Below are 23,839 nucleotides of genomic sequence, written 5' to 3' on the forward strand. Positions count from 1 at the left end.
AGAATTATTAAAGTATAAACATATAAAAAGTCAGAAAAGTTATAAACCATTCCGACTTTTTATTACCTAATTAGTTGTTTTTTTATTCTCCTTGTTTACTTGATATCCAATTATTAACCAGTTCCTCCAAAATGGTCAGTGGAACGGCTCCATTTGTTAAGACTACATCGTGAAATTCTCTAATATCAAATGTATCTCCTAACTTTAATCTTGCATTTTCACGTAATTCCAATATTTTATTCATGCCTATTTTATACGCAGTAGCTTGACTCGGCATTACAATATGTCTTTCTACCATTTTTACGGCATCACTCTCTGCATTAGGTGTATTATCAGTATAGTATTTAATACCTTCCTCTCTGGTCCATTTTTTAGCATGTATCCCTGTATCTACAACTAATCGACAAGCTCTCCATAATTCCATAGCTAATCTTCCAAAATCCGAATACGGGTTATTATACAATCCTATTTCTTTTGGTAGAAACTCATTATACAATCCCCATCCTTCTATATAAGCTGTATATCCTCCAAATTTTCTGAATTTGGGGATATTCTCTAACTCTTGAGCAATAGAAATCTGCATGTGATGTCCAGGGATTCCTTCATGATATGCTAGTGCTTCCATTTGATATATTGGCATAGCTTCCATATCATACAAGTTCGCATAGTATGTTCCTGGCCTGGAGCCATCAGGAGTTCCTCTTTGATAAAAAGCTTTTCCAGCACTTTTTTCTCTAAAAGGCTCAACCGCCTTTACAATGATATCTGCTTTAGGTTTAGTAATAAAAAGTTCATCCATTCTCGATTTCATATTATCGATTAATCCTACAGCTCTTTTTAAATAAGATGCTTTACCTTCTGCGTCATTAGCATAATAAAACTTTTTATCCTCTTTCATAAATTTAAAGAAGTCTTGCAATGTTCCTTCATACTTAACCTGTCCCATAATATCTTTCATTTCTTTATGGATTCTGGCAACTTCGTCTAATCCTAACTGATGGATATCTTCGGCGGACATTGTAGTTGTAGTTGTACGCTTTAAGGCATTGTTATAAAATGCATCTCCTTTTGGAAATTTCCAGGCTCCATCTTCTATAGTAGCTCTTTGTTGTTGGTCTTCTAACATTGCTATCAAATGATCATAAGCTGGTTTTACTCCTTCTAATAATGCTTTTTCTGCATTGGATATTAATTCCTTTTCTTCTTCTTCAGGTAATTCCAATTTGGAAACTTTTCCTTTAAAATCTAATAATAAGGTACTCTCATTATTAGATTGATCAAAAGGTTTCCCTGTAATTAGATTTCGGCTATCATTAAGTACTTTAGCGAATACAAATTTTGGAAGAACAATACCGTTCTTTTCTCTTATCTTTATATTTTCTACCAATTGTGTAAATAGTTCATCCATTCCATCAAGTCTAGAGATATATGCCTGTGCATCATCTTTATCCTCTATTCTATGCATATTAATCAAGAATGCTGGGATTTCTGCTTGCATTCCATGCATTTGATTGACGGGATAATTATAAAAACGATATTGAAAATCTTCAACAGTATTTTCTAAATCCTCTTTCATCAATTTATAACTCAATGCAGTAGCTTCATTTAGCATCGTAACATCTATAGAATCTCTTAAATACGCTAATCTTCTTTTAGCTTTCTCCAGATCTTCAACTTCTTTTTTTGAGGAAATGTCATCCCATTTACCATAATCTTCAGTTTTTACTCCAAGATACGTTTGGGTCATAGGAGAATTTGCAACTTCTTCCTGAAACTGGGTTTCGAACCAATCATTAAGTTTTGTAGAATGTTCTTCGATTAACTGTTCTTCAGAGACTACCGTTTCTGTCTCTTTATTTTCTTTTTTGCAACTAGAAATTATTAGAAACGAAGAAAAAAATAATATACCAATTTTTACTTTATTCATCTGTTAGGAATTAGGTTTAGTTAGTTTAAAATGGAAACTTCGATTGATGAATCATCAAATACTTTGTGGGTTTGCTTTTTAAAATCCGATGCTTTCGCATTAAATATATTCGGAATAAAAGTTTGCGGATTAAGATCTATAAAAGGAAACCAGGTTGATTGTACCTGAATCTGAATTTTATGTCCTTTTAAAAAAGTATGATGTATATCCTGAAGTTTAATATTTACATCTGTCTTCTGATTTGCTATAAAAGCTTCAGGTTTGCTGAAATCATTTCTAAATCTTCCTCTTAGTACTTCACTTCGCACCATCATATGATAATTCGACATTTTTAAATACTCTTGGGTTTCTTCTGTATCCTCTGCATCCGCAGGAAACACATCAATAAGTTTCACTATCCAATCTGCATCTGTTCCCGTAATAGCTACTTTTAGTTTGGCTAATATTTCGCCAGAAAGAGTCATATCTTTTTCTAGTACTGGAGTTTCATATATCAACACATCAGGGCGACGCGCAGCAAAACGTTGATCATCTGTCATGTATTTTCTGGGTGTAAATACCATTTTAATATCTTCTGAGTACGGAACAGGTTTTTTGGGATCACTTATAAATTCTGAAAAACCATTACCCGCGCCATCTGCAATATCACCTCCAGATAAATAAAAAGTTTTCTTTTCTACATTCTTTGGGGGCCAACTATCAAAGGTATTCCATTCCTTCTTTCCTGTATCAAAAATCTGGATTTCAGATAACCCTGTATTTTTATCTCCTTCTCCTTTTAGAAAATGATTAAAAAACTTGGTTTCTACATTTTTTTGAAAATTCAACGAGAGGTCATCTCCAAAATATACATTACCAATGGCCTGACGTTTTTTATTTCTTGCCCAATCTCCATGACTCCAAGGTCCAAAAACCATAATATTATAGTTTTCGCCATTATTTTCTATTTTCTCATAAGTTTCGAAAGGGCCATACAAATCTTCTGCATCAAACAATCCCCCTACAACCATTACTGCAGGTTTTATGTCTTTAAGATGTTGTATGATTCCTCTCTTCTGCCAAAACTCGTCATAGTTAGGATGTTCCTTCAGCTGTGTCCAAAAAACATTATCTTCTTTATAATATTGATCCAAATTACTAAGTGGACCTGCGTCTAAGAAAAATTGATACTGATCTTTAGTATTCAATTCTGGAAATGTATACCAAGCCTCTTTTACTGGTTTAGTTTTTTCATAACCAAATACCGCAGTTGCTCTCCAATAACTCAATAAATACGCTCCATTATGATGAAAATCATCAAAAAAGAAATCTCCAATACATGCTTGCGGAGAAACAGCTTTTAATGCTGGATGCGCATCTAACAAAGAATATGTAGCATAAAATCCTGGATATGAAATACCCCAAACTCCAACTTTTCCATTGTTATTCTCTACATTATTAACCAACCAATCTATTGTATCGTAGGTATCACTTGCTTCGTCAAATTGTTTTTCGGTTTTATTTGGAATATAAGCTCTCATATTATCGTATACTCCTTCGCTCATCCAACGACCTCTTACATCCTGATATACAACAATATTTCTTTCTTTCATTAAGAATTCATTCGGACCAATTTTAGATCGAAACTGATCCTCTCCATAGGGTCTCGAACTATAGGGAGTTCTTTGCATTAAAATAGGATACTTCTTACTGGTATCTTTTGGTGAATAAATAGTGGTATGAAGCTTAGTCCCATCTCTCATTACAATATCCACTTCTTGTTTAGAATAATGTTCCTTTACTTCGTAAGCATCCTTTTTTTCTATTGTTTGAGTTTCTTTTTGAGCTATTTTATCATGTACTACATCCGATTTATTGTTACAAGATGAAACAAAAAAGAAAAGACTAAGAAAGCTTAATAATAGTATTCTAGTTGATCGCATTTGTTTGAGTTTAGTTGAAGGCTGAAGATAAAAAAATGGAATGCTGACTAGCCTCCTTTTAAGGAGATTTTAACAATCTTATAATTTCATTCAACTAAAAAAAAGAGCCCTCAGTGTTTACTGAAGGCTCCTGGAAACTAAGAACTTAATTTATCCCCAATTCGTACTGTTCTTAGTTACTTTTATTGTTCATTATGGAATTGCCAAATATTATCATTCTTAACACGACCATCATTAGAAGCTCTTAATTCGAAATCTCCACGAGATTTACTATTAGCAGCAACAGTAATATATCTTCTTTCTCCTTTTACTATTTTATATATATGATACGTAGGATAGCGAAGGTTTGTTTCTTTATTTACTCGATCCACGAACCAATTACTATTTGTTCTTTCCTTATTAAAAGTTAGTAAATTATTATTGGCATCACTTGTAGTACCTATAGAAGTATCAAACTTTCTATCATTACTATGAAAAATCCTATATATTGGTCTAGAGTTTCTTTGGAATATAGATGCTCCTTTAATTCTATTCACTACGACAATTTTAAAATGACTAGATTTTTTTGATAAATATGGAGTAGTTGGAAAACTTAGGAATGTATCATTAGTCTTTATATACCTTTTTCCTTGAGTAGCATCACCTATACTAGGAAGAAATAGTTGTACTTTATTAACATTTATCCAATTATCATTCAAGACCGTTTGTTTTAGATTGTCAAGATTTTTTTTATGATCCAAAACCTTTTTGTCGCTAACGGAATCACCTCCTTGCTCTGATACTTTTTTCGACAAAGCGTCAAATTCATTATTAATATAATCTAACACACTAAGATTTACAGATTTAGAATATGTACTTGCAAATTGCAGGTATTGATTTCTAAGGTTTTGGATATCGGTTAATCTCTTTCTTTGATTAATAATGATCTTTTCTTGCGTACCTACTTCTCTATACAATTGATTTAAAAATGTTTTTGCTGCAGCTGGATTATCAAATTCACTACTATTAGTAAGAGGTTGATTGTAATTAGATACTGTAAAATCAACTGTTGGTAACTGATCGAAAGGAGTATTCTTAACATCTTCTACAAATTTATTAGCAATATTGGCTAGAGCTCCAGTACCTGGTTCTGGGGCTTCAGATATTGTAAATATAGGATTTGAGTATACATCAATTGTAATTACAACTCCTTTACTTTGTAATGATCTTATAGTATTAGTACTAATTTCAGAACTAGCAGAACCGCCACCTACAGGAGTTGAAGCACCTCCGCTTAGAGTCGTTATTATCTCTGAGCTCGTAACGTTTTTAGTATTACTATAATCCAATCTATAGACAAAATAAAATTTAAATCCTTTAGTGATCGAACTAACAAAACCTTGTCCATAATTTCGTTCAAAATTATCCTTGTGCACAAATCTTGCGAAAGCACTTGTAGCATTGGTATATTTATTAATAAGGTCTATTGCACCAGTGCTTAATGTTTCACTTCCACTAGTAAGGGATCTTTCCAATTTAGGTCCACTAACGGTTGCTTGTATTATGGTTAACACTTGTTTGGTATTACTCTTAAACGATTGTTCTAAATTAGTTTCAAAGCCTACTTCACCATTAACACTCTGTAAACCTGGTGTATTTCTTTCGAATGAAATATTTGAGCTTGTTTGTAAAGAGAAGAACTCATCTATTTCTTGTTCGTTTGAAATATAACTCAAGCTATAATTTGTTTCGGTACCACCTATTCTCACTCCATCTTTTAAATCTGTAAATGCTGAATTAACAGCTGAACCTGGTTCGAGATAACCCATTATATCGTAACCACTGTACAATTGATTAGGCAATCCTTTTAAATTTTTACTATTTACTTGCTCGATAACTGGTTCTTGAATCTCTTCTGCTGTAGATTCTAGTAAGTCATCTTTCTCACAACCAGTTAATAATATAACCATTGCAGTCAATACAGGGGTCAAAATTCGCGTTCCTTGGTAAAATGTTTTCTTTAAATTTTTCATAATAATAATTTTTACAATTAATTTTTTTTCAAATGTAAAGACACATTTGTTTAATGTATATCTGGTATGTATGAACAACTTGTTTTGAAGTATAAAAAGTAACTCCTAGTGTATTAACACGTTTTTTCCTACAAAAAAATTTATAAAAACACTCGTTTATATATGAGATATACATAAATCTATATGCATTAAAGTATACCAAAGCCTTTAGAACAATTGTTTAAAACCTATCGTAACATTATCTTATCAAAAACAAATGAACCTTCAGTAAATACTGAAGGCCCATTGATGCTAAGAACATATTTTATACCCAAATATATAGTGTTCTTAGTTACTTATTGCGGTTGAAAATTAAGCTCTATGATATTATATCCTCCTCTAGAATCTCCAGACCAAGTAACACCTGGAGGACTAGCGATAACTCCTTTTCCAAATTGTACATCTTCCAGATTTGACACCCTTCTGATAGTAGTATTTGCATCTGCATTACCAGTATTCGGTCCTGATTGGTTCATCACCTGATCCATTCCGAATCCTACTGGTTGATCTTCTTCTGTACCGGCATCATACAAATATGTTTTAGTACTTAGATCAGTTCCTGAATATGGAGTGGTTCCATCTTCTCCAAATAATGGTAATCCAGCGTTATTATAGCTTACCACCCAGTCATTAGATTTTACAAACATAGTTCCAAATCCAAATTTATAATTTTGTCCTTGTGGTACTTCAATTGTAAAAGTATAGGATTCCCCTGGTCCAATAGGTCCCATTTCATTACTCAGCGCTACAGGAATTCCGAAATCTTTTAAGTAATTATATGCTACCATTCTATTACCATCTTCAGCTATTTCTTCTAAACCATTAGATGCTTCTGCCTGTGTTCCTTGAGTAAACCAAGGGTCACTATCTGTATTAAAAGCATAAATAAATGCTGGAGAAAAAGGTGTTAAAGATGATGATAAACGTAATGGAGCACCTTGAGATCCAGTTTCTGTAAACCAATTGTATAAAGCTCCTGGCATACCATCTTCTGCAATACCTTCTAGTCCCACTCCTCTATCTTCCTCTCCAAGAGTAAACAATGGTTCTCCTTGTGCATGTAGTACCACGATTCCTGGTGTGATTACAAATCCGTTATCAGAACTTGGAGCCATACCTGCATTAGGGGTATTGATCGCTGTAATGGTTAATGTAAATGTTCCTGCAGAATTTCCATCTCCATTAGCATAATCAAGCGTTGCTGTCATATAAATATCTCCTGTATCTCTGCCTGGTACCAAACGAACCAATGGATCTGCATCTGCTGGTCCAACATTAGCTCCTGCTGGTGGAAAAGTAGCTGGATCATTATCAGCTTCTGTTCCTAAATCATATAAAGAAAGTTGACTAGCAATATCTACTCCGTTAAGTGCCTGACCATTAGGAAATAAATCAATTCCATCCAAGTTCGTTGGAGCTAAAAACCAGTCATTACTATTACCCATCATAGTAACTGGAGTAAATTTAGTTCCTGGAACCGCTTTAAAAGATACCTGGTACTGTGCTCCATTGGTTGTTAATGGTCCTGGACTTCCTGCTCCTACTGGCGTAGTAAAAGTGTGAACATTTAGATAATTAACTGTATTACTAAGAGTTACATTAAATGTGGTTGTAGGGTTTTCTACATCATTTGCTACTCCCAAAGATGGATTAATTTCTTCGCTCCAATCTGCAGCTGTATCTCCTTCTCCATCATACTCAATACTGTAACTTTCTAATCTAACTGTTGGAACAAATTCTCCCGCAGTCCATATTCCTGCAGATACTGCAACATTTTCACGTGTACTTCCTCCTGATCCCCATTGTACGAAATCCATAATGGCATCTGGATTAGTAAACTGGTTTGCAGAATATAATCCTAAACCTCCTTGATCATCAGGCATTGTATATGGTAAGACTAAAAACTCACCAGATGCTAATTCAATATTTCCACTCTCTGGTGTAATATTTCCTATCTGTACATAAGTACCAGGGCCTAAGCATAACCAATATGAACTTAAATCTACAGTTACATCTCCGTTATTATAAATCTCTACTAAATCTCTACTCCCATACTGTACTTCATTAAATACTATTGATCTTACTTCTACAGGAACAGTTAACATATTTGCTGCACCAAAAGTAACTGTTGTTGTTTCTGCCCAATTGGCTGCTCCATCTCCTTCTCCATCAAATACAATACTATTATCTGCATTGCTCACAGTTGGTACAAACTCTCCTGCGGTCCATATTCCTGCTGCTACAGCTATATTTTCTCTAGCACTTCCGCCAGCTCCATATTGTACAAAATCCACCAGTGCATCAGCATCAGTAAAAGCATTTGAGTTATACAGTCCTAAACCTCCACTAGTATCTGGTAAATCATACGATAATACTAAGTATCCACCAGCTGGAATTGCAATATTTCCGCTCTCTGGTGTTAGATCCCCTATTCTTTGATAAGTTCCTGGACCAAGACATAACCAATAATCACTTAAATCAGCTTCCTGATCACCTTTATTAAAGATTTCTATCAAGTCTGTACCTTGATATTTTACCTCATTAAACACTACCTGATTAATTACGTCATCAGTTTCCCCATCTGGTTGTATTACAATATCATCATCATCACCACATGAGATAAATGTAAACAGTCCAACAATTAAATAAATTAAATTTTTTTTCATGATTTATACATTTTATTTGTTCATCAATATGGAGCAAATATATATCCACCACGAAGTTGTAAACGGTGACAAAAGTCACTTCAAAAAGTTAAAAAAATGTTATTTAATTTATTGATTATCAATATTTTAAATACAAAAAAGCATCACAGAAACATCGCGAATTTGCGATGTTTCTGTGATGCTTTTTTATTGTAAAGTACTCCCTAGTTTTTGCAGTAAATACCTTTGGTCAATTCGATATGTCGTTTATGTTGAATTAATAAATTAGAGGCTTGTAATTTTTTAGTTATTCTGGAAACAACTTCTCGCTATGTGCCTAAATCACCAGCTATTTGTTTGTGAGACATTAGGATCATATTACAATTTTGAAGTTTGGCTTTCTCACTTAAATAATTAACCAATCTATCTTCAATTTTATAACAGACCACTTGCTTAGTTGTATTTAGTAAATCTTCATAATTACGTTGAAAATCTTTTAAAATAATCTGTGTAAAGGATGGATACTTTATAAACCATTCTTTCACCTTATTCATTGGTAAGCATAACACTTGAGTTTCTTCTTCTGTCTTAGCAGAAAAACGAACTGGCTGCTGAGAGAATAAATGATTAAAGCTCAGAATACAACATTGATTGGGATGGATATAATATAATAGAAATTCCACCTCATCTTCTTCTGCATACATTTTGATCAATCCATCTAAAATAATAGGCAAAAAACTTAAGTAAGCTCCTTGTCTTACTACATATTCACCTTTTGGAACATTCTTAAATTCACCAAAAGACATAATTTCATCTTTTAGATCTTTTTCAATAAATGGGAAACACTGAGATAAGTCGATTTTTTCCATAGACGTTGTTAGTTACACTTTAGCTTAGGAATAAAGTCGATAATTAAATCCGTCCTTACAACAGTACCATAATAAAAACTTATACAGCTATAAGCGTTTTATTTTTTGGGAAAATTATTCAGTCCTCTTTTCAACCATTTTACATATGCGACTTCATCTGGTGTATAACCAATAGGATCTATTAGGTTTGCTTCTTTGTGATCAACCAAAACGTAATAAGGTTGTGCATTTGCCTTATATCTTGTAATCTGAAAATCACTCCATTTATTCCCAACAGTTTTTATCTTTTTGCCCGTTGTCTTTGAAACATATTGTTCTGATTCAGGAAGTTCTTTTTTATAATCTACATACAATGAAACTAATACAATATCTTTTTTTAAGATCTTCAAAACTTCTGGTTCTGACCATACATATTCTTCCATTTTACGGCAATTAACACATGCATATCCAGTAAAATCAATAAGAACTGGTTTATTTACTTTTTTGGCATATGCTAAACCTACCTCATAGTCAGTAAATGAAATGATATTATGTTCTCCATATTTCGCCCCTTCTGGGAGTTCATTATTTGATATTTCGTTTCCTGAGCCTCCAAAGCCTCTAGGCGATTCGCTATAGGTTGAAGGTGGTGGGAAACCGCTAATCAATTTTAGAGGTGCACCCCATAATCCAGGTATCAAATACACCGTAAACGCAAGTGTTAACAATGCCATCGATAATCTACCTACAGAAATATGTTCAGTTGGTGAATCATGTGGGAGTTTTACTTTTCCTAAAAGATATAGTCCTAATGTACCGAAAATAGCTATCCAAATTGCTAGAAACACTTCTCTTTGAAGTAAGCCCAATTGCAGTACTAAATCTGCATTGGATAAAAACTTAAATGCAAACGCCAACTCTAAAAAACCAAGAAAAACTTTTACAGTATTAAGCCATCCTCCACTTTTAGGAAGAGAATTCAACCATCCAGGAAACATTGCAAAAAGCGCAAACGGCAAGGCTATTGCTAAAGAAAACCCTAGCATTCCTATAATAGGTGCAATACCTCCTTTTGATGCAGCCTCTACTAGAATGGTACCTACTATTGGACCAGTACAACTAAAAGAAACTATTGCCAGTGCAAGCGCCATGAAAAAGATTCCTATCAAACCTCCTTTATCTGCTTGTCTATCTACTTTATTTGCCCAGGAATTAGGTAACATAATTTCGAAAGCGCCTAAAAAGGATAATCCAAATACTATAAGTAGTATAAAAAACAACAAATTAAACCAAACATTCGTGGATAGTGCATTTAGAGCATCTGCTCCAAAAATTGCAGTAACGACAGAACCTAATCCTACATAGATTACGATAATAAAAATTCCATATATGATCGCATTCCTTATCCCAGCAGCTCTGGTTTTACTTTGTTTTGTAAAAAAGCTTACTGTCATAGGAATCATAGGAAACACACAGGGTGTTAAAAGCGCTGCAAAACCAGATAAGAAAGCTAAAATAAATGTACTCCACAGACCTCTTTGTTCTTCTTTTTCTTCTGTATTCTTTACATGATCAGAAGCACCTGAAACTTTTTCACTCTGTTCTGAAGAAGCGTCAGAAGTCCAACTTCTTTCTATAGCATTTATGTTTCCTCCAGATAGTTTTAGATTAAATTCTACTATATCAGGAGCTAAACATTTTTCATCATCACAAACACCAAAAAACACTTCTGCTTTTATAGTAGAGAGCGACGTATCTAATCTCTTTATTTTTTGAGCAAAAACAACCTTTCCTTCAAAATATTTGATATCCATCTCAAAAACCTTATCAAACTTTTGAATGCCTTCGGGTTCTGTAGTTTCCCCTATAAGCTCATACGCTTTATCTTCATTATAAAAAGTGAATTCTGTAGCTGTAGGAGCGATATCATCCGTTTCTACTTCTTTCTGAGAATAGAGATGCCACCCTTTATCCAAGGTTGCTTCAAAATATAAAGTATACACGTTTTCGGATTCTTCTTGTACACTACTTTTCCATTTTATAGGTTCATAAATCTGTGAAAATAAAGTTGTTGAAAACAACAGTGTAGTCAGTAGTAATAGCGTTTTCCTCATTAGGTTATCGTTACTTTTAGTAATTGTTTAGTTTTGGGGCTTATTTTAAATCTGTTATCTGCTCTGTAATTGATGACCCATACGATGTCTTCTCCTGCGCATAATAACCAGACCCTTTCTTTGGCTAGCAAAGATAGTTTTTCATCTTTAAAATATTTACTTAGCTTCTTTTTGCCTTTCATTCCTAAAGGATAAAAATAGTCGCCTTCTTTCCATTTTCTTACAACTAATGGATATTTTAACTTTTCTTTATCTACATAAATGGTTTTAAGGTCGTGATTTGATATTCCAAAAACCTCTTTAAACTTAAGCATTCCTGAAGGAATCATAATCATATTTTCTTCTTCTGGAATTGTATAAATTCGATCCGAAATATCTTCAATTATTGGACACAATAATAAATCTGCTCTATTTTTCACAAGTCTATGTGTAGATGAAAACACTTGCTTACCAGATTGTGCTGTTAGTATTTGTAAAATATCATTCCATGCCGTAAAACCATATTCTTTTAATAAAAAATATAAGTAAGTTTTTGGATCATCATATTGTTGAAGTTTATGAATCGGTATTTTAATAGTATCTAATTCTGAATATTCGAATACATCTTTTCTAACCCTATCTACCTGGTTTTTAACAAACGTATTTGCTTGTTTTAAATGGTTTAAAGTAGTCTCGAAGTTTTGTAAAAACTCTGGATTTACCGAAGTAAGTTCTGGAATCACATTATGCCTAAGTTTATTCCTAAGATATTTAGTATCACCATTACTACTATCTTCTCGCCAACTTATATTAATTTCTTTAGCAAACTCTAAAATCTGATTTCTTGAAAACGGTAATAGTGGTCTAACATAAACATCATTAATTTCAGGAATTCCAGTAAGCCCCTCAATACCAGTGCCTCTTGATAAATTTATTAGAAATGTTTCCAGATTATCATCTTTGTGATGCGCTGTAAGTACAAAATCATATTGATATTCTAGCAGAAGCTCACTAAACCATTTATATCGTAAGGTTCTTGCTGCCATTTGGATAGAAATCTTGTGTTTTTTTGCATATTTCTCAGTTTCAAAACTAGTCACAAAACATGCAACTCCTAATTTATCTGAAACTTCTGAAACAAATTTCTCATCTCCATCACTTTCTGCTTCCCTTAACTTAAAATTACAATGTGCAATCCCAAATTCTAAATCAAGAGAACTACAAAGGTAGGTCAATACCATGCTATCTAATCCTCCACTACATGCGATAAGTAATTTACTTTCATTAAGAAAGGATAAATGATTCTTTATATGAGTTTTAAACTGTTCTATCAATGTTTTCTTTATTTGTCTTAAGACATGTTTCAAATATACGATTTTGTATATGTAGATCAATCTTTCTTTTCTTCATCTTTATTGACTGATTTTCAGATTTTTAACACAAAAACCCATTGGTTTTTGTTATTTTTAAAGAACTCTTAAAATTTTGATATTATGAATATGATCGATGAAATGCCTAAATATTATGAAGATAATCATAGAAAAGAGTTTGGTAAAAAGTTATTATCAGTGGTTCCTCATCTACATCCTTATGTAAAACATCGATTGTATATCGCCGAGAGCACAGGTATTTTACCAAGAAATATGTATTGTTCTAATGGTATTATCGATGATGCTATTGTAAATCTGTATGATGAAGATCATCTTGATATTGATATGGATAGATTATCTCTGGAGTTAAAACTTTTTAGGATAGCGGATCATCTAATAGATGAATTATATATAAGTGAAGGCTGGCATCAACGATGTATTAGCACGAATTATTTTCTAAAGGAAGAACTCAATAAACTTGAGGAGAATTTCACTTCAGAAGCTGATAACGAATTAATTATGAATGAAGATTTAAATGATATTTCTTATCATCAAGATTCAGAAAACAAGCAATTGTTTATATATGATGATGCAGATTCTGCCATTCTTAAAGTAATTGAAGCCGAAGAGTCTTCTGAAAATAAAAAACAAAAATTATTAGGTAAATTTTATAGTTGGTTACCTCTAGAAACTTCTAAAATTATCGATTTATTCGTTTTTGGGAAGTTAAATTTTGAAGAAATAGCAAGAATTCAGGATATCACTGCGCAAGAAGTAAAAGAAACGATTATCGATGTAAGAAAGAGTTTTAGAAAGAACCTTATATAAGTTGTGATGTTTTGTAAACTACAGTCCTTCTAACACTTCTCTCATTGCTTTGGCCTTAATCAAACATTCTTCATATTCTTTATCAGGATCAGATTTAGCAGTAATGGCTCCACCTACAGTATAAGAAATATATTGTTTGTCTTCATTATATAAAATACTTCGGATTACTACATTAAAATCAAAATCACCTTGCGGTGTAAAATACCCCACAGCTCCGCTATATAATCCTCTTTTAGATTCCTCTAAGTCTTCAATAATATGCATCGCAGATATTTTAGGTGCTCCAGTCATACTTCCCATTGGGAACGTTGTTTTTAAAACATCAATTGGAGAGGTTCCAGAATCAATTTCTGAAGTTATTGTGGATATCATCTGGTGTACTTGTTTAAATGAATAAACTTTACACAGCTCCTCTACCATTACTGAGCCTTTAATTGCTGTTCTGGATAAATCATTTCTTACAAGATCCACAATCATTACGTTTTCTGATCTTTCTTTAGGATCCTTTTGTAGTTCTGCAATTAATCTTTTATCATCCTCATCAATTTGTGATCTTTTTGCAGTTCCCTTTATTGGTTGGGATATTATTCGGTTCCCTTCTTTTCTTATATATCTTTCTGGGGAGGCAGATAGCAAATATTGCTGATTCATTCTAAAGAACGTTGCAAATGGAGGAGTCGAAATCTGGTTTAAATGATAATAGGTTTCTAATGGTGCTATACAACTGTTTTCTGCAAAAAATTCTTGACAGAAATTTGCTTCATAAATGTCTCCTCTATGAATATGCGCAAGCATTTGATGAATCTTTTCTTTATAGACATCTTTAGTTATTCTTAAACTTATTTTAACCTTTCCGCAAGGTGAATCTTCTGTAGAAACCTTTATTGAAGAAGGAAACGTATTAATTAATTGGAAATCTTCTTCTATTTCATCATCTACCATACTGAGATACTGAACCTCTAGTATATCCTCTTTTAGAAGAAATATTTTCTTAGGTTGAAAAAAGTATAGGTCTGGAAAGCCTAAATGATCTTCATTTTCGGAGACAAGCTTCTCCGTATCATTTTTAAGATCATATGATAGATAGCCAAAAATCCAATCAGCTGTCTGTTCCTGATATTCCTTTAGTTTATCAAAACCATTATAATAATCAGTTTTAATAAGGGTAAAAGCATCAACCGCTAGTACAGCATCATAACTGGAATACTGTTGTGAATACATATTAGAATCTAACCATATAATCTCATTGAACTGCTGAGCCCATTGTAATAGTTTGGTTTTAAATTCAGAAGAATTATGTAAGGTATATGTTTTGGTACTCCGCACTTATCACTTAATTTGATGCGCAAAAGTACTTAGAACTTCCTTTAATCCCAATAAAAGTGTTTCATCAGTGACTTCATTATTTTCTGCAGAAAAATTAGCATAAAAAGATGGGAAACTAAAGCTTTCTATAATCTCTCCTCCATATCGAGGTAATACATTTTTTGCATATTCTAGAGAACCTATTCCACCACGTTGACCTGGAGAAGTACTCATTAATAATATCTTCTTCCCTTCAAGAAAGTTTCTATCTAATCTCGATAACCAATCCATCACATTTTTGAAAAACGCACTCCAAGTACCATTATGCTCGTTTACCGAAATAATCAAAGCATCTACTTCTGATATTTCTTGTTTTAATCCCAATGTCATCCCAGGAAACCCATTATTTTTCTCCTCATCTTCGCTATACATAGGCATGGGATAATTAACTAGTTTCAGAACTTTAACGGTATGATCTGTTATTTCTGAAGCAACATATTCTACAAGTTTTTGATTAATAGAAGAACTACTATTAGAACCAGCAAAAGCAAGAATTTTTTTCATTGTTAATTGAGTTTAAAGTCAAAAGTAGTTAAATTCAAAGCAGCTACAAAAAACAACCACTCTTGATTAAAATAAGTTCTAGATTTTAACTATTAGTTTGGTGAAAAATGTAACGCTAACCACAAAATAAATGCGTTATGATTTACTTGAGCATAAAAATATGCTCTTCATTTTTTTTATATTTGAAATCTAAAATCAATCCCAGTTTATGGATATACAATCTCAATTATTATTCTTTTTTAGCGCTTTTGGAGCATTTAATGGAATAATTGTGGGGCTGTTTTTCCTTTTTTATGTAAAACCATCACATAAGAGTCATATTTTTCTTGGTTTACTATTACTTGCATTAAGTGTACGCATCGGCAAATCTGTTTTCTTTTATTTTAATGATGATTTAGCAGATATTTATATTCAAATTGGGCTGTTTGCATGTTGGTTTATTGGCCCGCTATTATATTTTTATGTTGGTACGGCGTTAGAGGTTATAGATTCCATACCAAAAAAACTCAAAACTCATTTTACCATTTTAACACCTATTGCTCTGGTCTTGTTTTTGGTTTTCCCGAGAAGCAGTTATGAAAAAACCTGGGTTACTTTATTTATTTATTTTATCTATGGGCAATGGGCGATATATGTTATAGTTTCTGGATTGATCGTTTGGAAAAACTTTGAAAAAACTAAGCAAACTAAAAAAGGGGTTGTAACATTCAGGCTATGGCTTTTAAGTATTTATTTGGGCAATACTATAATTTGTCTTGCTTTTATTACTGGAAATTATACATCTTATATTGTAGGTGCCTTATCTTTTTCTTTTGTCTTTTATTTACTCATTTTGTTATTGTTGTTTGCAAAAAAACGTAACGAGCTTATCTTTTTAAACCCACCTAGATATAGAGAAAAAAGAATTGACAATGATAAAGCAGAACAGCTTATAATGAATCTGGAACAGTTAATAACTGAAAAAGAATTTTACAAGAACTCTGATATTACTTTATCTAAAATTGCAAAAAAACTTAATATACTTCCTAATAAATTGTCCTTACTTTTAAATGACAATATGAAAATAAGTTTCTCTGACTATCTAAATGGGAAACGGATCGAAGAAGCTCAAAAAATGATCCGCAGCAAGGTAAATTATTCCTTTGAAGCCATCGGATATGATTGTGGATTTAATTCGAAATCTGCTTTTTACACTGCTTTTAAAAAACATACTGGTACCACACCTTTAAAGTACCGTAAGTCGATTACCGATTAATATTTTTTATTCCTGATTAATAATTCAGTACTCCTGATTTATTTTCCAAAATCCTTTTGACACACATAAAATGTAATGTTGTGTAAACTTTTCGTCATGAAAAAAATTATATCATACATTCTTGTATTCATTCTTATAAGTTGTCAAACTATCAGTAATGAGAAGGATAATACCACAATGTCTATCGCTACAAAATCATCAAACAAAAAACGAATACTATTTGTTACCAGTAATGCCCATTTTTATGGAGATTCGGATATTGAATCTACAAATCATTTTCCTGAAATCATTTTTGCATATGAAGAGTTTATAAAAGAAGGATTTCAAGTAGATTTTGTAAGCCCTAATGGAGGAGAAATAGCTGTTGGATATATCTACAGCTCTGATACTATCACTAAAAAATATCTATATGATGCGAGCTTTATGGATAAGTTACAGCATACCAAATCTCCTATACAAATCGATTATACAAATTATGCTGCTGTGTATTATACTGGTGGAGGAAGTGCCATGTTCACAGTACCAGAATCAAAAGAAATTAAAGAGATTTCCATGAACATTTACGAAAAAAATAATGGAATCATATCTGCTATATGTCACGGTACAGCAGGTATTATTGATCTTCAGAAAGAAGATGGATCATTTCTAATTTCTAGTAAGAACATTACTGGATTCCCTGATGTTTTTGAAAATAAGAAAGCCAGTTATTATCAAGAATTTCCATTTTCTATTCAGGAAAAAGCTATTGAAAATGGAGGTGTTTTTAAATTCTCTAAAGATGGTTGGGATAATTACTATCTACAAGATGATAGAATCATTACAGGACAAGATCCAACAAGTGCTAGCATTGTTGCAAAAAAAGTGATTGAAACAATACGTAATCAAACTATATATTAAATATCTAATTACTATGAGAATACTAAAATTAACTTATATTCTAACTTTCCTATTTACTCTGAACGCCTTTGCGCAACAACAATCTATCATTCCTCAGGAAATAGAAACAACAATAGATAGTTTATTAATCCTTGGAAAGGTCCAGACAGTCCAGGAGTATCATTTGCTATCATAAAAGATGGCAAAGTAATTTCTAAAAAAAACTATGGATTCTCTGATATCGAAAATAAAACACCAATCACATCCCAAACCAGGTTTAACTTAGGGCAAAGTTCAGCTCATTATACCGCATACGGGCTTTTAAAATTAATAGTAGCAGGCAAACTCTCACTAAACGATGATGCTCGAAAACACATAAAAGAACTCCAAAATATTAATCAGGTAATTACTGTAAAGAATCTATTATATGGTTCTAGCGGAATATATGATTACCAAGTTCTTAAAACTATTTGTGGTTGGGATTATACTGAGTTTTTTTCTCAAAAAGATCTTTTAAGATTAGTAGCATCACAAAAAGATCTAACGTATACACCAGGTACAGATTATTCAGAAACTGATACCAATTTCGCATTAATAGCCGAATTAATTGCTAATGTTAGCGGTAAGTCCTTTAAAGCATATATGGAAGAAGATGTTTTTAAACCTTTAGGTATGAAGAACACATTCATCAAAACTAATGAAAGTACTATGTATCAAAATGTAGCACGTTCTTATAGATCAGAAGATGATAATATTGTTTTCAACAATTCAGGGAATACTGTATTAGGAATTAATAACATGTACTCATGTATAGATGATCTAATATTATGGGAGCGTCATATAAATAATGCTTCTGGAGATAATCAAAAAATTGTGCAACAGATGAATGCGATTATACAATTAGACAACGGAAGAACCAATAACACTAGTTCAGGAGAACTTACTCTAGGACAATTATATGGTCATAAAGAAAGAGGAATGTTTTCTACATACATTCTTGGTAGTAGCGGTGGACATGATAGTTCTATTTTTAAATTCCCTCCTCAAAATTATACTGCTATTGCGCTGAGCAACAATGGAGATGGATACAATGGGTATCTAGGAGTAATATCAGCACATAACATCATGGAAGCACATTTTCCAGAGCCTGAAACCACAGATTTTAACCAAGTAAAAACTAAAATATTATCAAAGAAACAGCTTCAAAAACATGAGGGTCATTACTGGGATCAATTGGGAGAATTGAGTAGAGAAATTAAAGTCATCAATGACACCTTACGTTATGTAAGAACCAATGGAAATATAAATCCTTTAATACCATTATCAAATAACAAATTTCAAATGAAAGTTCAATTTGATGATAAAATTTATATTGAATTCCCCGAGGAAGAATCAGGTATCATGGAGTTTCAGTATTTAGGAGCAGAACCTATTGAATTTAAAAAATACACTCAAAAAGTATATGAGAAACAAGACCTTATCAAACTATTTAGTGGAATCTACATTAACAAAGCGTATAATATCATATACAACATTAAAGAAGACAATAACAAACTTACTTTAAGCAATGCTAAAAATGAAAGTATACACTTTACATCTATTACATCTATGTTATTTTCTGGAGATCAATGGTACTTAAGAAGTGTCGAATTCACAAAAGATAAAAATCAAAAGATAAATGGATTTTATGTAAGAAACAATGCGATACGAAATTTATGGTTTGAAAAAATAGAACTAAACTAAACAGACATCATTTCATTATTAAAAACCTTAGCCAGTATGTTTAGTTTTGATCTCGAAGCAAAAAGTTACATATCATTGGATTTACTTGGTAACCGAATAGGTAACTTATTTGATAAGAACTTTTGTTATTATTTAACTTTTTACAGGTGGGAAAATATACAATATGTGCGAAAATATAATTAATAAAATTTAATTTTTTTATTTTCATTTAAGGCATTACCATTAAAACATATTTTCTTAAAAAAAAATTCTTTTATGAAAGTTAACGGAAGGCTTTTTTACACGACGACGTAGAAGGAATTAACCATTTTATAATTTTGTTATAATTTCTAATTTTGCGAAAACAATAACCTTATAACGAGAATCCACTTAGAGTTACCATCTAGGGTATCTTAATACCACTTCGCTTTCATATCTTTATACTTGGTTCTTCCGACAGGGATTTGCTCTTCATTTTTGAGTTCAGCCATATATTTGCTCCCTGATGCTACACTAATTTTCGTTATTTCAGACATCTTCACCAAATATGATTTGTGTATTCGTTCAAAATAAGGCGATAACAACTGTTCTAGTTTTTCAAGTGATTTATCATGCAACTCTTTTTTTCCATTTGCCAGAAAGAGCTCTGTATAAGCTCCAGCCCCTTTTATATAAACCACATCTTCAATTGGTGTGAGCTGTACTTTGTGTCGTTTTTTTATTGCTAAATATTTAATAGCACTCGTTGCTATTTTTTCTTTTGTACTAATTCGAAGTAAAGCCTGTTCCAACCTATCACTATTAAATGGTTTGGGCACAAAATCCAGCACTCCATATTCAAAAGCTGTAATTGCCTGTTCTTTATAGGCAGAGATAACAATTGTATGAAATGATTCAGAAACCGCCGTAGTCAACAAGTCAAAACCACTACTGCCATTAAGGTTTAAGTCTAAAAGAACAAGGTCTAATGCGTTATTCTCAATAAACTTCACTGCTTCTTGGAGCGTGTTACTATGCTTAATTGACTGTAAGGTATCTCCCAAAATAGCACGAGTCATTCGTTCAATTCTTTTGGCGATTCTTGATTCATCTTCAACAATTAAAATATTCATTTCTTTAAAAATATATTTTTATGATATTTTTCCAACCATGATTTACTGGTTCTGAGGTAAATTCCCATTGCTCATGATAACTCTCCGTAAGTCGAGCCTTGATATACTTTAATCCCGTGCCTTCTTTTTTTAGATTAGCTTCTTGTTTTACCCTTGTAGCAAACGTTAAAAAAGTATAAGACTTGTACTCATTATTTGATTCAAAAATAAGCTTAAACTTAATACAATTATCTTCCAAAGGTAAGCTATGCGTAATCCCGTTTTCCAATAAAGTGTGAAAAATTCCAGGAGGTATTTTTTGCTCGGTATCTATGCCTTCTTCTTGTAAAGAATAGTTAATTTCTTTTCGGTATTTCATAATCTCAAGATGGGTACGACAAAGCGCTATTTCTTGAGTAATGGGTATCAATGTTTTATTTTCTATTTGATTAAATAGATCAAATTCTTTGGCTAATGCCTCTATAAATAAAACACCTTCTTTAGGTGATTCTTCTACCCAATCTATTAATGAAGTTAAAGTGTTCATTAGAAAATGAGGTTGAATATTCTTTTTTAATAATTCCAAACGCAGGTGCGTAGATTCTACTAAAGAATTTTCATAAGCCAATCGTTGTTCTTTAATCCTGTGCGAGAGTAAGTACAACATGTTAAGCAGAATTAGGCTAAAACCTATAAAAAGACTAATGTTAAATGAAACAGAATAACGAATAAATACACAAAGGAGTAATGTAAGTAGCACTAAAAAAGCACCTTTTACTTTCCTATATGCTCCAAAAACTGCTATACCTAAGGAAAATACCAATGAGCTAACTGCCATATTTAAGATTGTATTAGTAAATGCTTGATGTTTAAATGAGAATAGAAACAAAAGGACTATGGCATAAATACCTAATAAGAGTCTCCTTTTTGGGTACGGAAACTGCATGGAAAAATAGAACGGAATTAAAAACGAAATACCTAGCATTAGGCTGGTTATAACTTCTAAGCGTATAACATGCAAACTATAATGTATAGGTATAGTTGTTCTAACAAAATGGGTCATGGTTAAGCCAAAGAAAAGAAAACAACTGATACTAAAAATAAGCCTTTGATAATCTTTTTTATTACCTAAGAATAGAAAAAGGAAATAGATAGCGGCAATTAAAAAAGCTCCTGCAAAAACATGCATATAAGAGTTTTGGATAAGTCGGTCGGTTAATAAATTATCGTAATCGTCTATTTTTAAATCATTAATCCCTATGTGATCTGGAAAATAATAATTGCTTAATCGCAATGCCAATACATGCTCTCCTTGGTTGGTTAGGTGCGTTGGGATGCTAAAAGTAGCCCATAGCTTACCTTCTGGCGGAAGATTTGCTTCTTGTCCAGGGTTTCCGTTTTTGCCAATCAATACCCCATCCCAAAATACTTCATACTCGCCATAGACTTCTAATCGAAGACCATAGGGTTGTAAAACTTCTGATGTCTTATAAATATCAATTTTTGTTCTAGACCAGAAAATTTGACCATCTGGAACTAATCTCATTCTTTTTTTCCAGCTCTTATCTTCCCAGTTTTTTGTAGCCCATTCTGGTTGATCGCCTATCTTAAATACGGTCTTGTATTTCTTAAAAATATCGGGTTCTTGTGAACAAGAAGTTACAAGGAATATAGTACATACTAAAAGAAAATATCGTAAATATCTCAAATTCATTTTCAAAGAGGGTTACCGATGCAATATAATCATTAAAACCATCCTCTTAGAGCAGTTGACATAATTAAGATTTGATTGATGAAATAAAAAAGTATTCTTTGTAGAATACAGAACCATAAATAATAACGTCTAATGAAAAATATATCCATACTATTATTAACAAGCATACTATCGCTAAACACTGTCTTTGCTCAAGAAAATAAGGAAAATGACACATCTAAATCATCGTCCCATACAATTGCCTATACTTCAAAGGGAGTAGCAAAAATTTATTCAATCGATAAAGAAGGTAAATCAAATATTAGAAGTATGAATACGAAGGGTGATTACTTGGCGTTGTCTCCTGATGGAAAAACATTTGCTTTTCGAGTATATCATGATAACGGTAAGACTTGGTCTATTCATACAATGAACAGTGATGGTACGAATAGCAAACGATTAACTCATGCAAAAAACAAATGGGATAGCGCACCTGAATGGACTCCCGATGGAAAAAAAATTGCTTTTGCAAGAGAATATAAAGATTCGGAAGACGTTTGGCAGGCAGAAATTTGGATTATGAATCAAGACGGTAGCGAAAGGACTCAAATAAAATCACTGAAAGGCAGTAACCCTTATTTTACTCCAGATGGAAGAATAGTATTTACTTCAGAATACAAAGATAAAAAAGGTGAGATAAGTATAGCAGATATTGATGGCACCAATATTATCCATTTGACATATAATGAAGCTGAAGAATGGCATCCTGAGGTTTCTGCTGATGGTAAGAAAATCGTTTTTATGTCTAATAGAGATGGAAATTTTGAAATTTATGTGATGAATATTGATGGTTCTAATCAAAAACGATTAACATTTAATAATGTTGGTAATTGGCACCCATCCTGGTCCCCTGATGGTTCTAAAATAATTTTTTCATCAACCAACAAGGATAAAAAATCACATATTTATATTATGAATAACGATGGTTCTTCAGTAAAAAAGATCCTCTCTCATGGTAGAAAAGCGACATTTCTGCGTTAGCTAGGGCTAAATAATGAAGCCCTGCAGTTTCACCTAATGGCATGTAAATCGTTTTTATGTTTATATGGACGGAAAATATGAAATCTATTGATGGTTCTAATTAAAAACGGGAATCATAACGCTGTTGAATACTGGTATCCATCATGGGATCTTGGGCGGTTCTAAACGGATATTTATGAGTAAAGTAAATGGAAAACCGAACATCTAGATGATGAACAAAGATGGTTCTTCGACAAAGAAAATTATAGAATATGAGACACATGTCGCATGGTTAAAAATAGCTAACTAAACAGGCTCTAAGAGTTGATAAATTGTGAAACAAATAAATCGGATAATAATTATACTCACGTTTGGCAACAATGTAAAAAAATATACTTGACTTAGATGTTGAGGAACTAATCAAGATTTCAGACAGTAGTTTTGCTAGAAGAAATTCTACCCGATTGATGCAATTCAAACCAAATTCTGAAAACTGTATGAAAGCAGGAGAAACAGATTTGGCAATTTCAAACTACACAAAGTCACTTCAATTAAATCCTGGTAATCAAAATGCCAAGGACAAGCTAAAGGAATTACAAAAAAGTAAAGAAAGTCAGTAAAATATATTA

At 32.3% G+C, this 23,839-nt stretch carries 17 protein-coding genes; 6 read left to right on the forward strand and 11 right to left on the reverse strand.

Annotated elements, in window-relative coordinates; genetic code table 11:
- Window positions 1–82: 82 nt before the first annotated feature.
- The 7 genes from QBK95_RS01150 to tilS form a co-directional block, all read right to left on the reverse strand.
- Window positions 83–1,927 (reverse strand): DUF885 domain-containing protein, encoded by a 1,845-nt coding sequence (locus QBK95_RS01150; RefSeq protein ID WP_280929667.1) that lies wholly within the window; start codon window positions 1,925–1,927, stop codon window positions 83–85.
- A gap of 20 nt (window positions 1,928–1,947) precedes the next feature.
- Complete coding sequence (locus tag QBK95_RS01155; protein WP_280929669.1) at window positions 1,948–3,849, reverse strand: CocE/NonD family hydrolase; 1,902 nt, start codon at window positions 3,847–3,849, stop codon at window positions 1,948–1,950.
- Between the two features lie 182 nt (window positions 3,850–4,031).
- Complete coding sequence (locus tag QBK95_RS01160; protein WP_280929671.1) at window positions 4,032–5,861, reverse strand: hypothetical protein; 1,830 nt, start codon at window positions 5,859–5,861, stop codon at window positions 4,032–4,034.
- A 335-nt stretch (window positions 5,862–6,196) separates the two neighbouring features.
- Window positions 6,197–8,566 (reverse strand): spondin domain-containing protein, encoded by a 2,370-nt coding sequence (locus QBK95_RS01165; RefSeq protein WP_280929673.1) that lies wholly within the window; start codon window positions 8,564–8,566, stop codon window positions 6,197–6,199.
- 308 nt (window positions 8,567–8,874) lie between these two features.
- Window positions 8,875–9,414 carry a Crp/Fnr family transcriptional regulator gene (locus QBK95_RS01170; RefSeq protein WP_280929675.1) on the reverse strand — a complete coding sequence of 180 codons (540 nt, stop codon included), beginning with the start codon at window positions 9,412–9,414 and terminating at the stop codon, window positions 8,875–8,877.
- Between the two features lie 98 nt (window positions 9,415–9,512).
- A complete protein-coding gene (locus tag QBK95_RS01175) occupies window positions 9,513–11,507 on the reverse strand; it encodes a protein-disulfide reductase DsbD family protein (protein ID WP_280929677.1) in 1,995 nt (664 codons plus the stop codon).
- Window positions 11,507–12,853 (reverse strand): tRNA lysidine(34) synthetase TilS, encoded by a 1,347-nt coding sequence (tilS, locus tag QBK95_RS01180; RefSeq protein ID WP_280929679.1) that lies wholly within the window; start codon window positions 12,851–12,853, stop codon window positions 11,507–11,509. The genes QBK95_RS01175 and tilS overlap by 1 nt, the downstream gene beginning before the upstream one ends.
- Window positions 12,854–12,979: 126 nt before the next feature.
- On the opposite strand from tilS, the gene QBK95_RS01185 reads away from it, so the two are divergent.
- The gene (locus QBK95_RS01185) at window positions 12,980–13,684 is read left to right on the forward strand and encodes a hypothetical protein (protein ID WP_280929682.1); all 705 of its coding nucleotides are present in this window, start codon (window positions 12,980–12,982) and stop codon (window positions 13,682–13,684) included.
- 18 nt (window positions 13,685–13,702) lie between these two features.
- Here the strand turns inward: QBK95_RS01185 and QBK95_RS01190 are convergent, their stop codons facing one another.
- Window positions 13,703–15,010: an anthranilate synthase component I family protein gene (locus QBK95_RS01190; protein ID WP_280929684.1), complete on the reverse strand. Its 1,308-nt coding sequence runs from the start codon at window positions 15,008–15,010 to the stop codon at window positions 13,703–13,705.
- A 3-nt stretch (window positions 15,011–15,013) separates the two neighbouring features.
- Window positions 15,014–15,553: an NADPH-dependent FMN reductase gene (locus tag QBK95_RS01195; protein WP_280929686.1), complete on the reverse strand. Its 540-nt coding sequence runs from the start codon at window positions 15,551–15,553 to the stop codon at window positions 15,014–15,016.
- Window positions 15,554–15,761: 208 nt separating this feature from the next.
- On the opposite strand from QBK95_RS01195, the gene QBK95_RS01200 reads away from it, so the two are divergent.
- The 3 genes from QBK95_RS01200 (at window position 15,762) to QBK95_RS01210 (ending at window position 19,427) form a co-directional block, all read left to right on the forward strand.
- Entirely contained in the window at window positions 15,762–16,808 is a 1,047-nt protein-coding gene (locus QBK95_RS01200; protein ID WP_280929688.1) for a helix-turn-helix domain-containing protein, read from the forward strand.
- Between the two features lie 96 nt (window positions 16,809–16,904).
- Window positions 16,905–17,705, forward strand: coding sequence for a type 1 glutamine amidotransferase domain-containing protein (locus QBK95_RS01205; RefSeq protein ID WP_280929690.1), 801 nt, complete (start codon window positions 16,905–16,907; stop codon window positions 17,703–17,705).
- Window positions 17,706–17,828: 123 nt separating this feature from the next.
- Window positions 17,829–19,427: a serine hydrolase domain-containing protein gene (locus QBK95_RS01210; RefSeq protein WP_280931060.1), complete on the forward strand. Its 1,599-nt coding sequence runs from the start codon at window positions 17,829–17,831 to the stop codon at window positions 19,425–19,427.
- Between the two features lie 392 nt (window positions 19,428–19,819).
- On the opposite strand, the gene QBK95_RS01215 is transcribed toward QBK95_RS01210, so the two are convergent.
- The gene (locus QBK95_RS01215; RefSeq protein WP_280929692.1) at window positions 19,820–20,518 is read right to left on the reverse strand and encodes a LytR/AlgR family response regulator transcription factor; all 699 of its coding nucleotides are present in this window, start codon (window positions 20,516–20,518) and stop codon (window positions 19,820–19,822) included.
- A 4-nt stretch (window positions 20,519–20,522) separates the two neighbouring features.
- Window positions 20,523–22,211, reverse strand: coding sequence for a histidine kinase (locus tag QBK95_RS01220; RefSeq protein WP_280929693.1), 1,689 nt, complete (start codon window positions 22,209–22,211; stop codon window positions 20,523–20,525).
- A gap of 132 nt (window positions 22,212–22,343) precedes the next feature.
- On the opposite strand from QBK95_RS01220, the gene QBK95_RS01225 reads away from it, so the two are divergent.
- Together QBK95_RS01225 and QBK95_RS01230 are read left to right on the forward strand one after the other, a co-directional pair.
- On the forward strand, window positions 22,344–23,231 hold the full coding sequence (locus tag QBK95_RS01225; protein ID WP_280929695.1) for a TolB family protein: 888 nt from the start codon (window positions 22,344–22,346) through the stop codon (window positions 23,229–23,231).
- Between the two features lie 476 nt (window positions 23,232–23,707).
- Window positions 23,708–23,830 carry a hypothetical protein gene (locus tag QBK95_RS01230; RefSeq protein WP_280929698.1) on the forward strand — a complete coding sequence of 41 codons (123 nt, stop codon included), beginning with the start codon at window positions 23,708–23,710 and terminating at the stop codon, window positions 23,828–23,830.
- Window positions 23,831–23,839: the final 9 nt, after the last annotated feature.

The sequence above is a fragment of the Aquimarina mycalae genome, assembly GCF_029906345.1.
Lineage (GTDB): Bacteria > Bacteroidota > Bacteroidia > Flavobacteriales > Flavobacteriaceae > Aquimarina.

Bases quoted from the DNA above. Each gene is read 5' to 3' on its own strand.
- QBK95_RS01150 (WP_280929667.1), bottom strand. From the start codon at position 1,927: ATGAATAAAGTAAAAATTGGTATATTATTTTTTTCTTCGTTTCTAATA.
- QBK95_RS01155 (WP_280929669.1), bottom strand. From the start codon at position 3,849: ATGCGATCAACTAGAATACTATTATTAAGCTTTCTTAGTCTTTTCTTT.
- QBK95_RS01160 (WP_280929671.1), bottom strand. From the start codon at position 5,861: ATGAAAAATTTAAAGAAAACATTTTACCAAGGAACGCGAATTTTGACC.
- QBK95_RS01165 (WP_280929673.1), bottom strand. From the start codon at position 8,566: ATGAAAAAAAATTTAATTTATTTAATTGTTGGACTGTTTACATTTATC.
- QBK95_RS01170 (WP_280929675.1), bottom strand. From the start codon at position 9,414: ATGGAAAAAATCGACTTATCTCAGTGTTTCCCATTTATTGAAAAAGAT.
- QBK95_RS01175 (WP_280929677.1), bottom strand. From the start codon at position 11,507: ATGAGGAAAACGCTATTACTACTGACTACACTGTTGTTTTCAACAACT.
- QBK95_RS01185 (WP_280929682.1), top strand. From the start codon at position 12,980: ATGAATATGATCGATGAAATGCCTAAATATTATGAAGATAATCATAGA.
- QBK95_RS01195 (WP_280929686.1), bottom strand. From the start codon at position 15,553: ATGAAAAAAATTCTTGCTTTTGCTGGTTCTAATAGTAGTTCTTCTATT.
- QBK95_RS01200 (WP_280929688.1), top strand. From the start codon at position 15,762: ATGGATATACAATCTCAATTATTATTCTTTTTTAGCGCTTTTGGAGCA.
- QBK95_RS01205 (WP_280929690.1), top strand. From the start codon at position 16,905: ATGAAAAAAATTATATCATACATTCTTGTATTCATTCTTATAAGTTGT.
- QBK95_RS01215 (WP_280929692.1), bottom strand. From the start codon at position 20,518: ATGAATATTTTAATTGTTGAAGATGAATCAAGAATCGCCAAAAGAATT.
- QBK95_RS01220 (WP_280929693.1), bottom strand. From the start codon at position 22,211: ATGAATTTGAGATATTTACGATATTTTCTTTTAGTATGTACTATATTC.
- QBK95_RS01225 (WP_280929695.1), top strand. From the start codon at position 22,344: ATGAAAAATATATCCATACTATTATTAACAAGCATACTATCGCTAAAC.
- QBK95_RS01230 (WP_280929698.1), top strand. From the start codon at position 23,708: ATGAAAGCAGGAGAAACAGATTTGGCAATTTCAAACTACACAAAGTCA.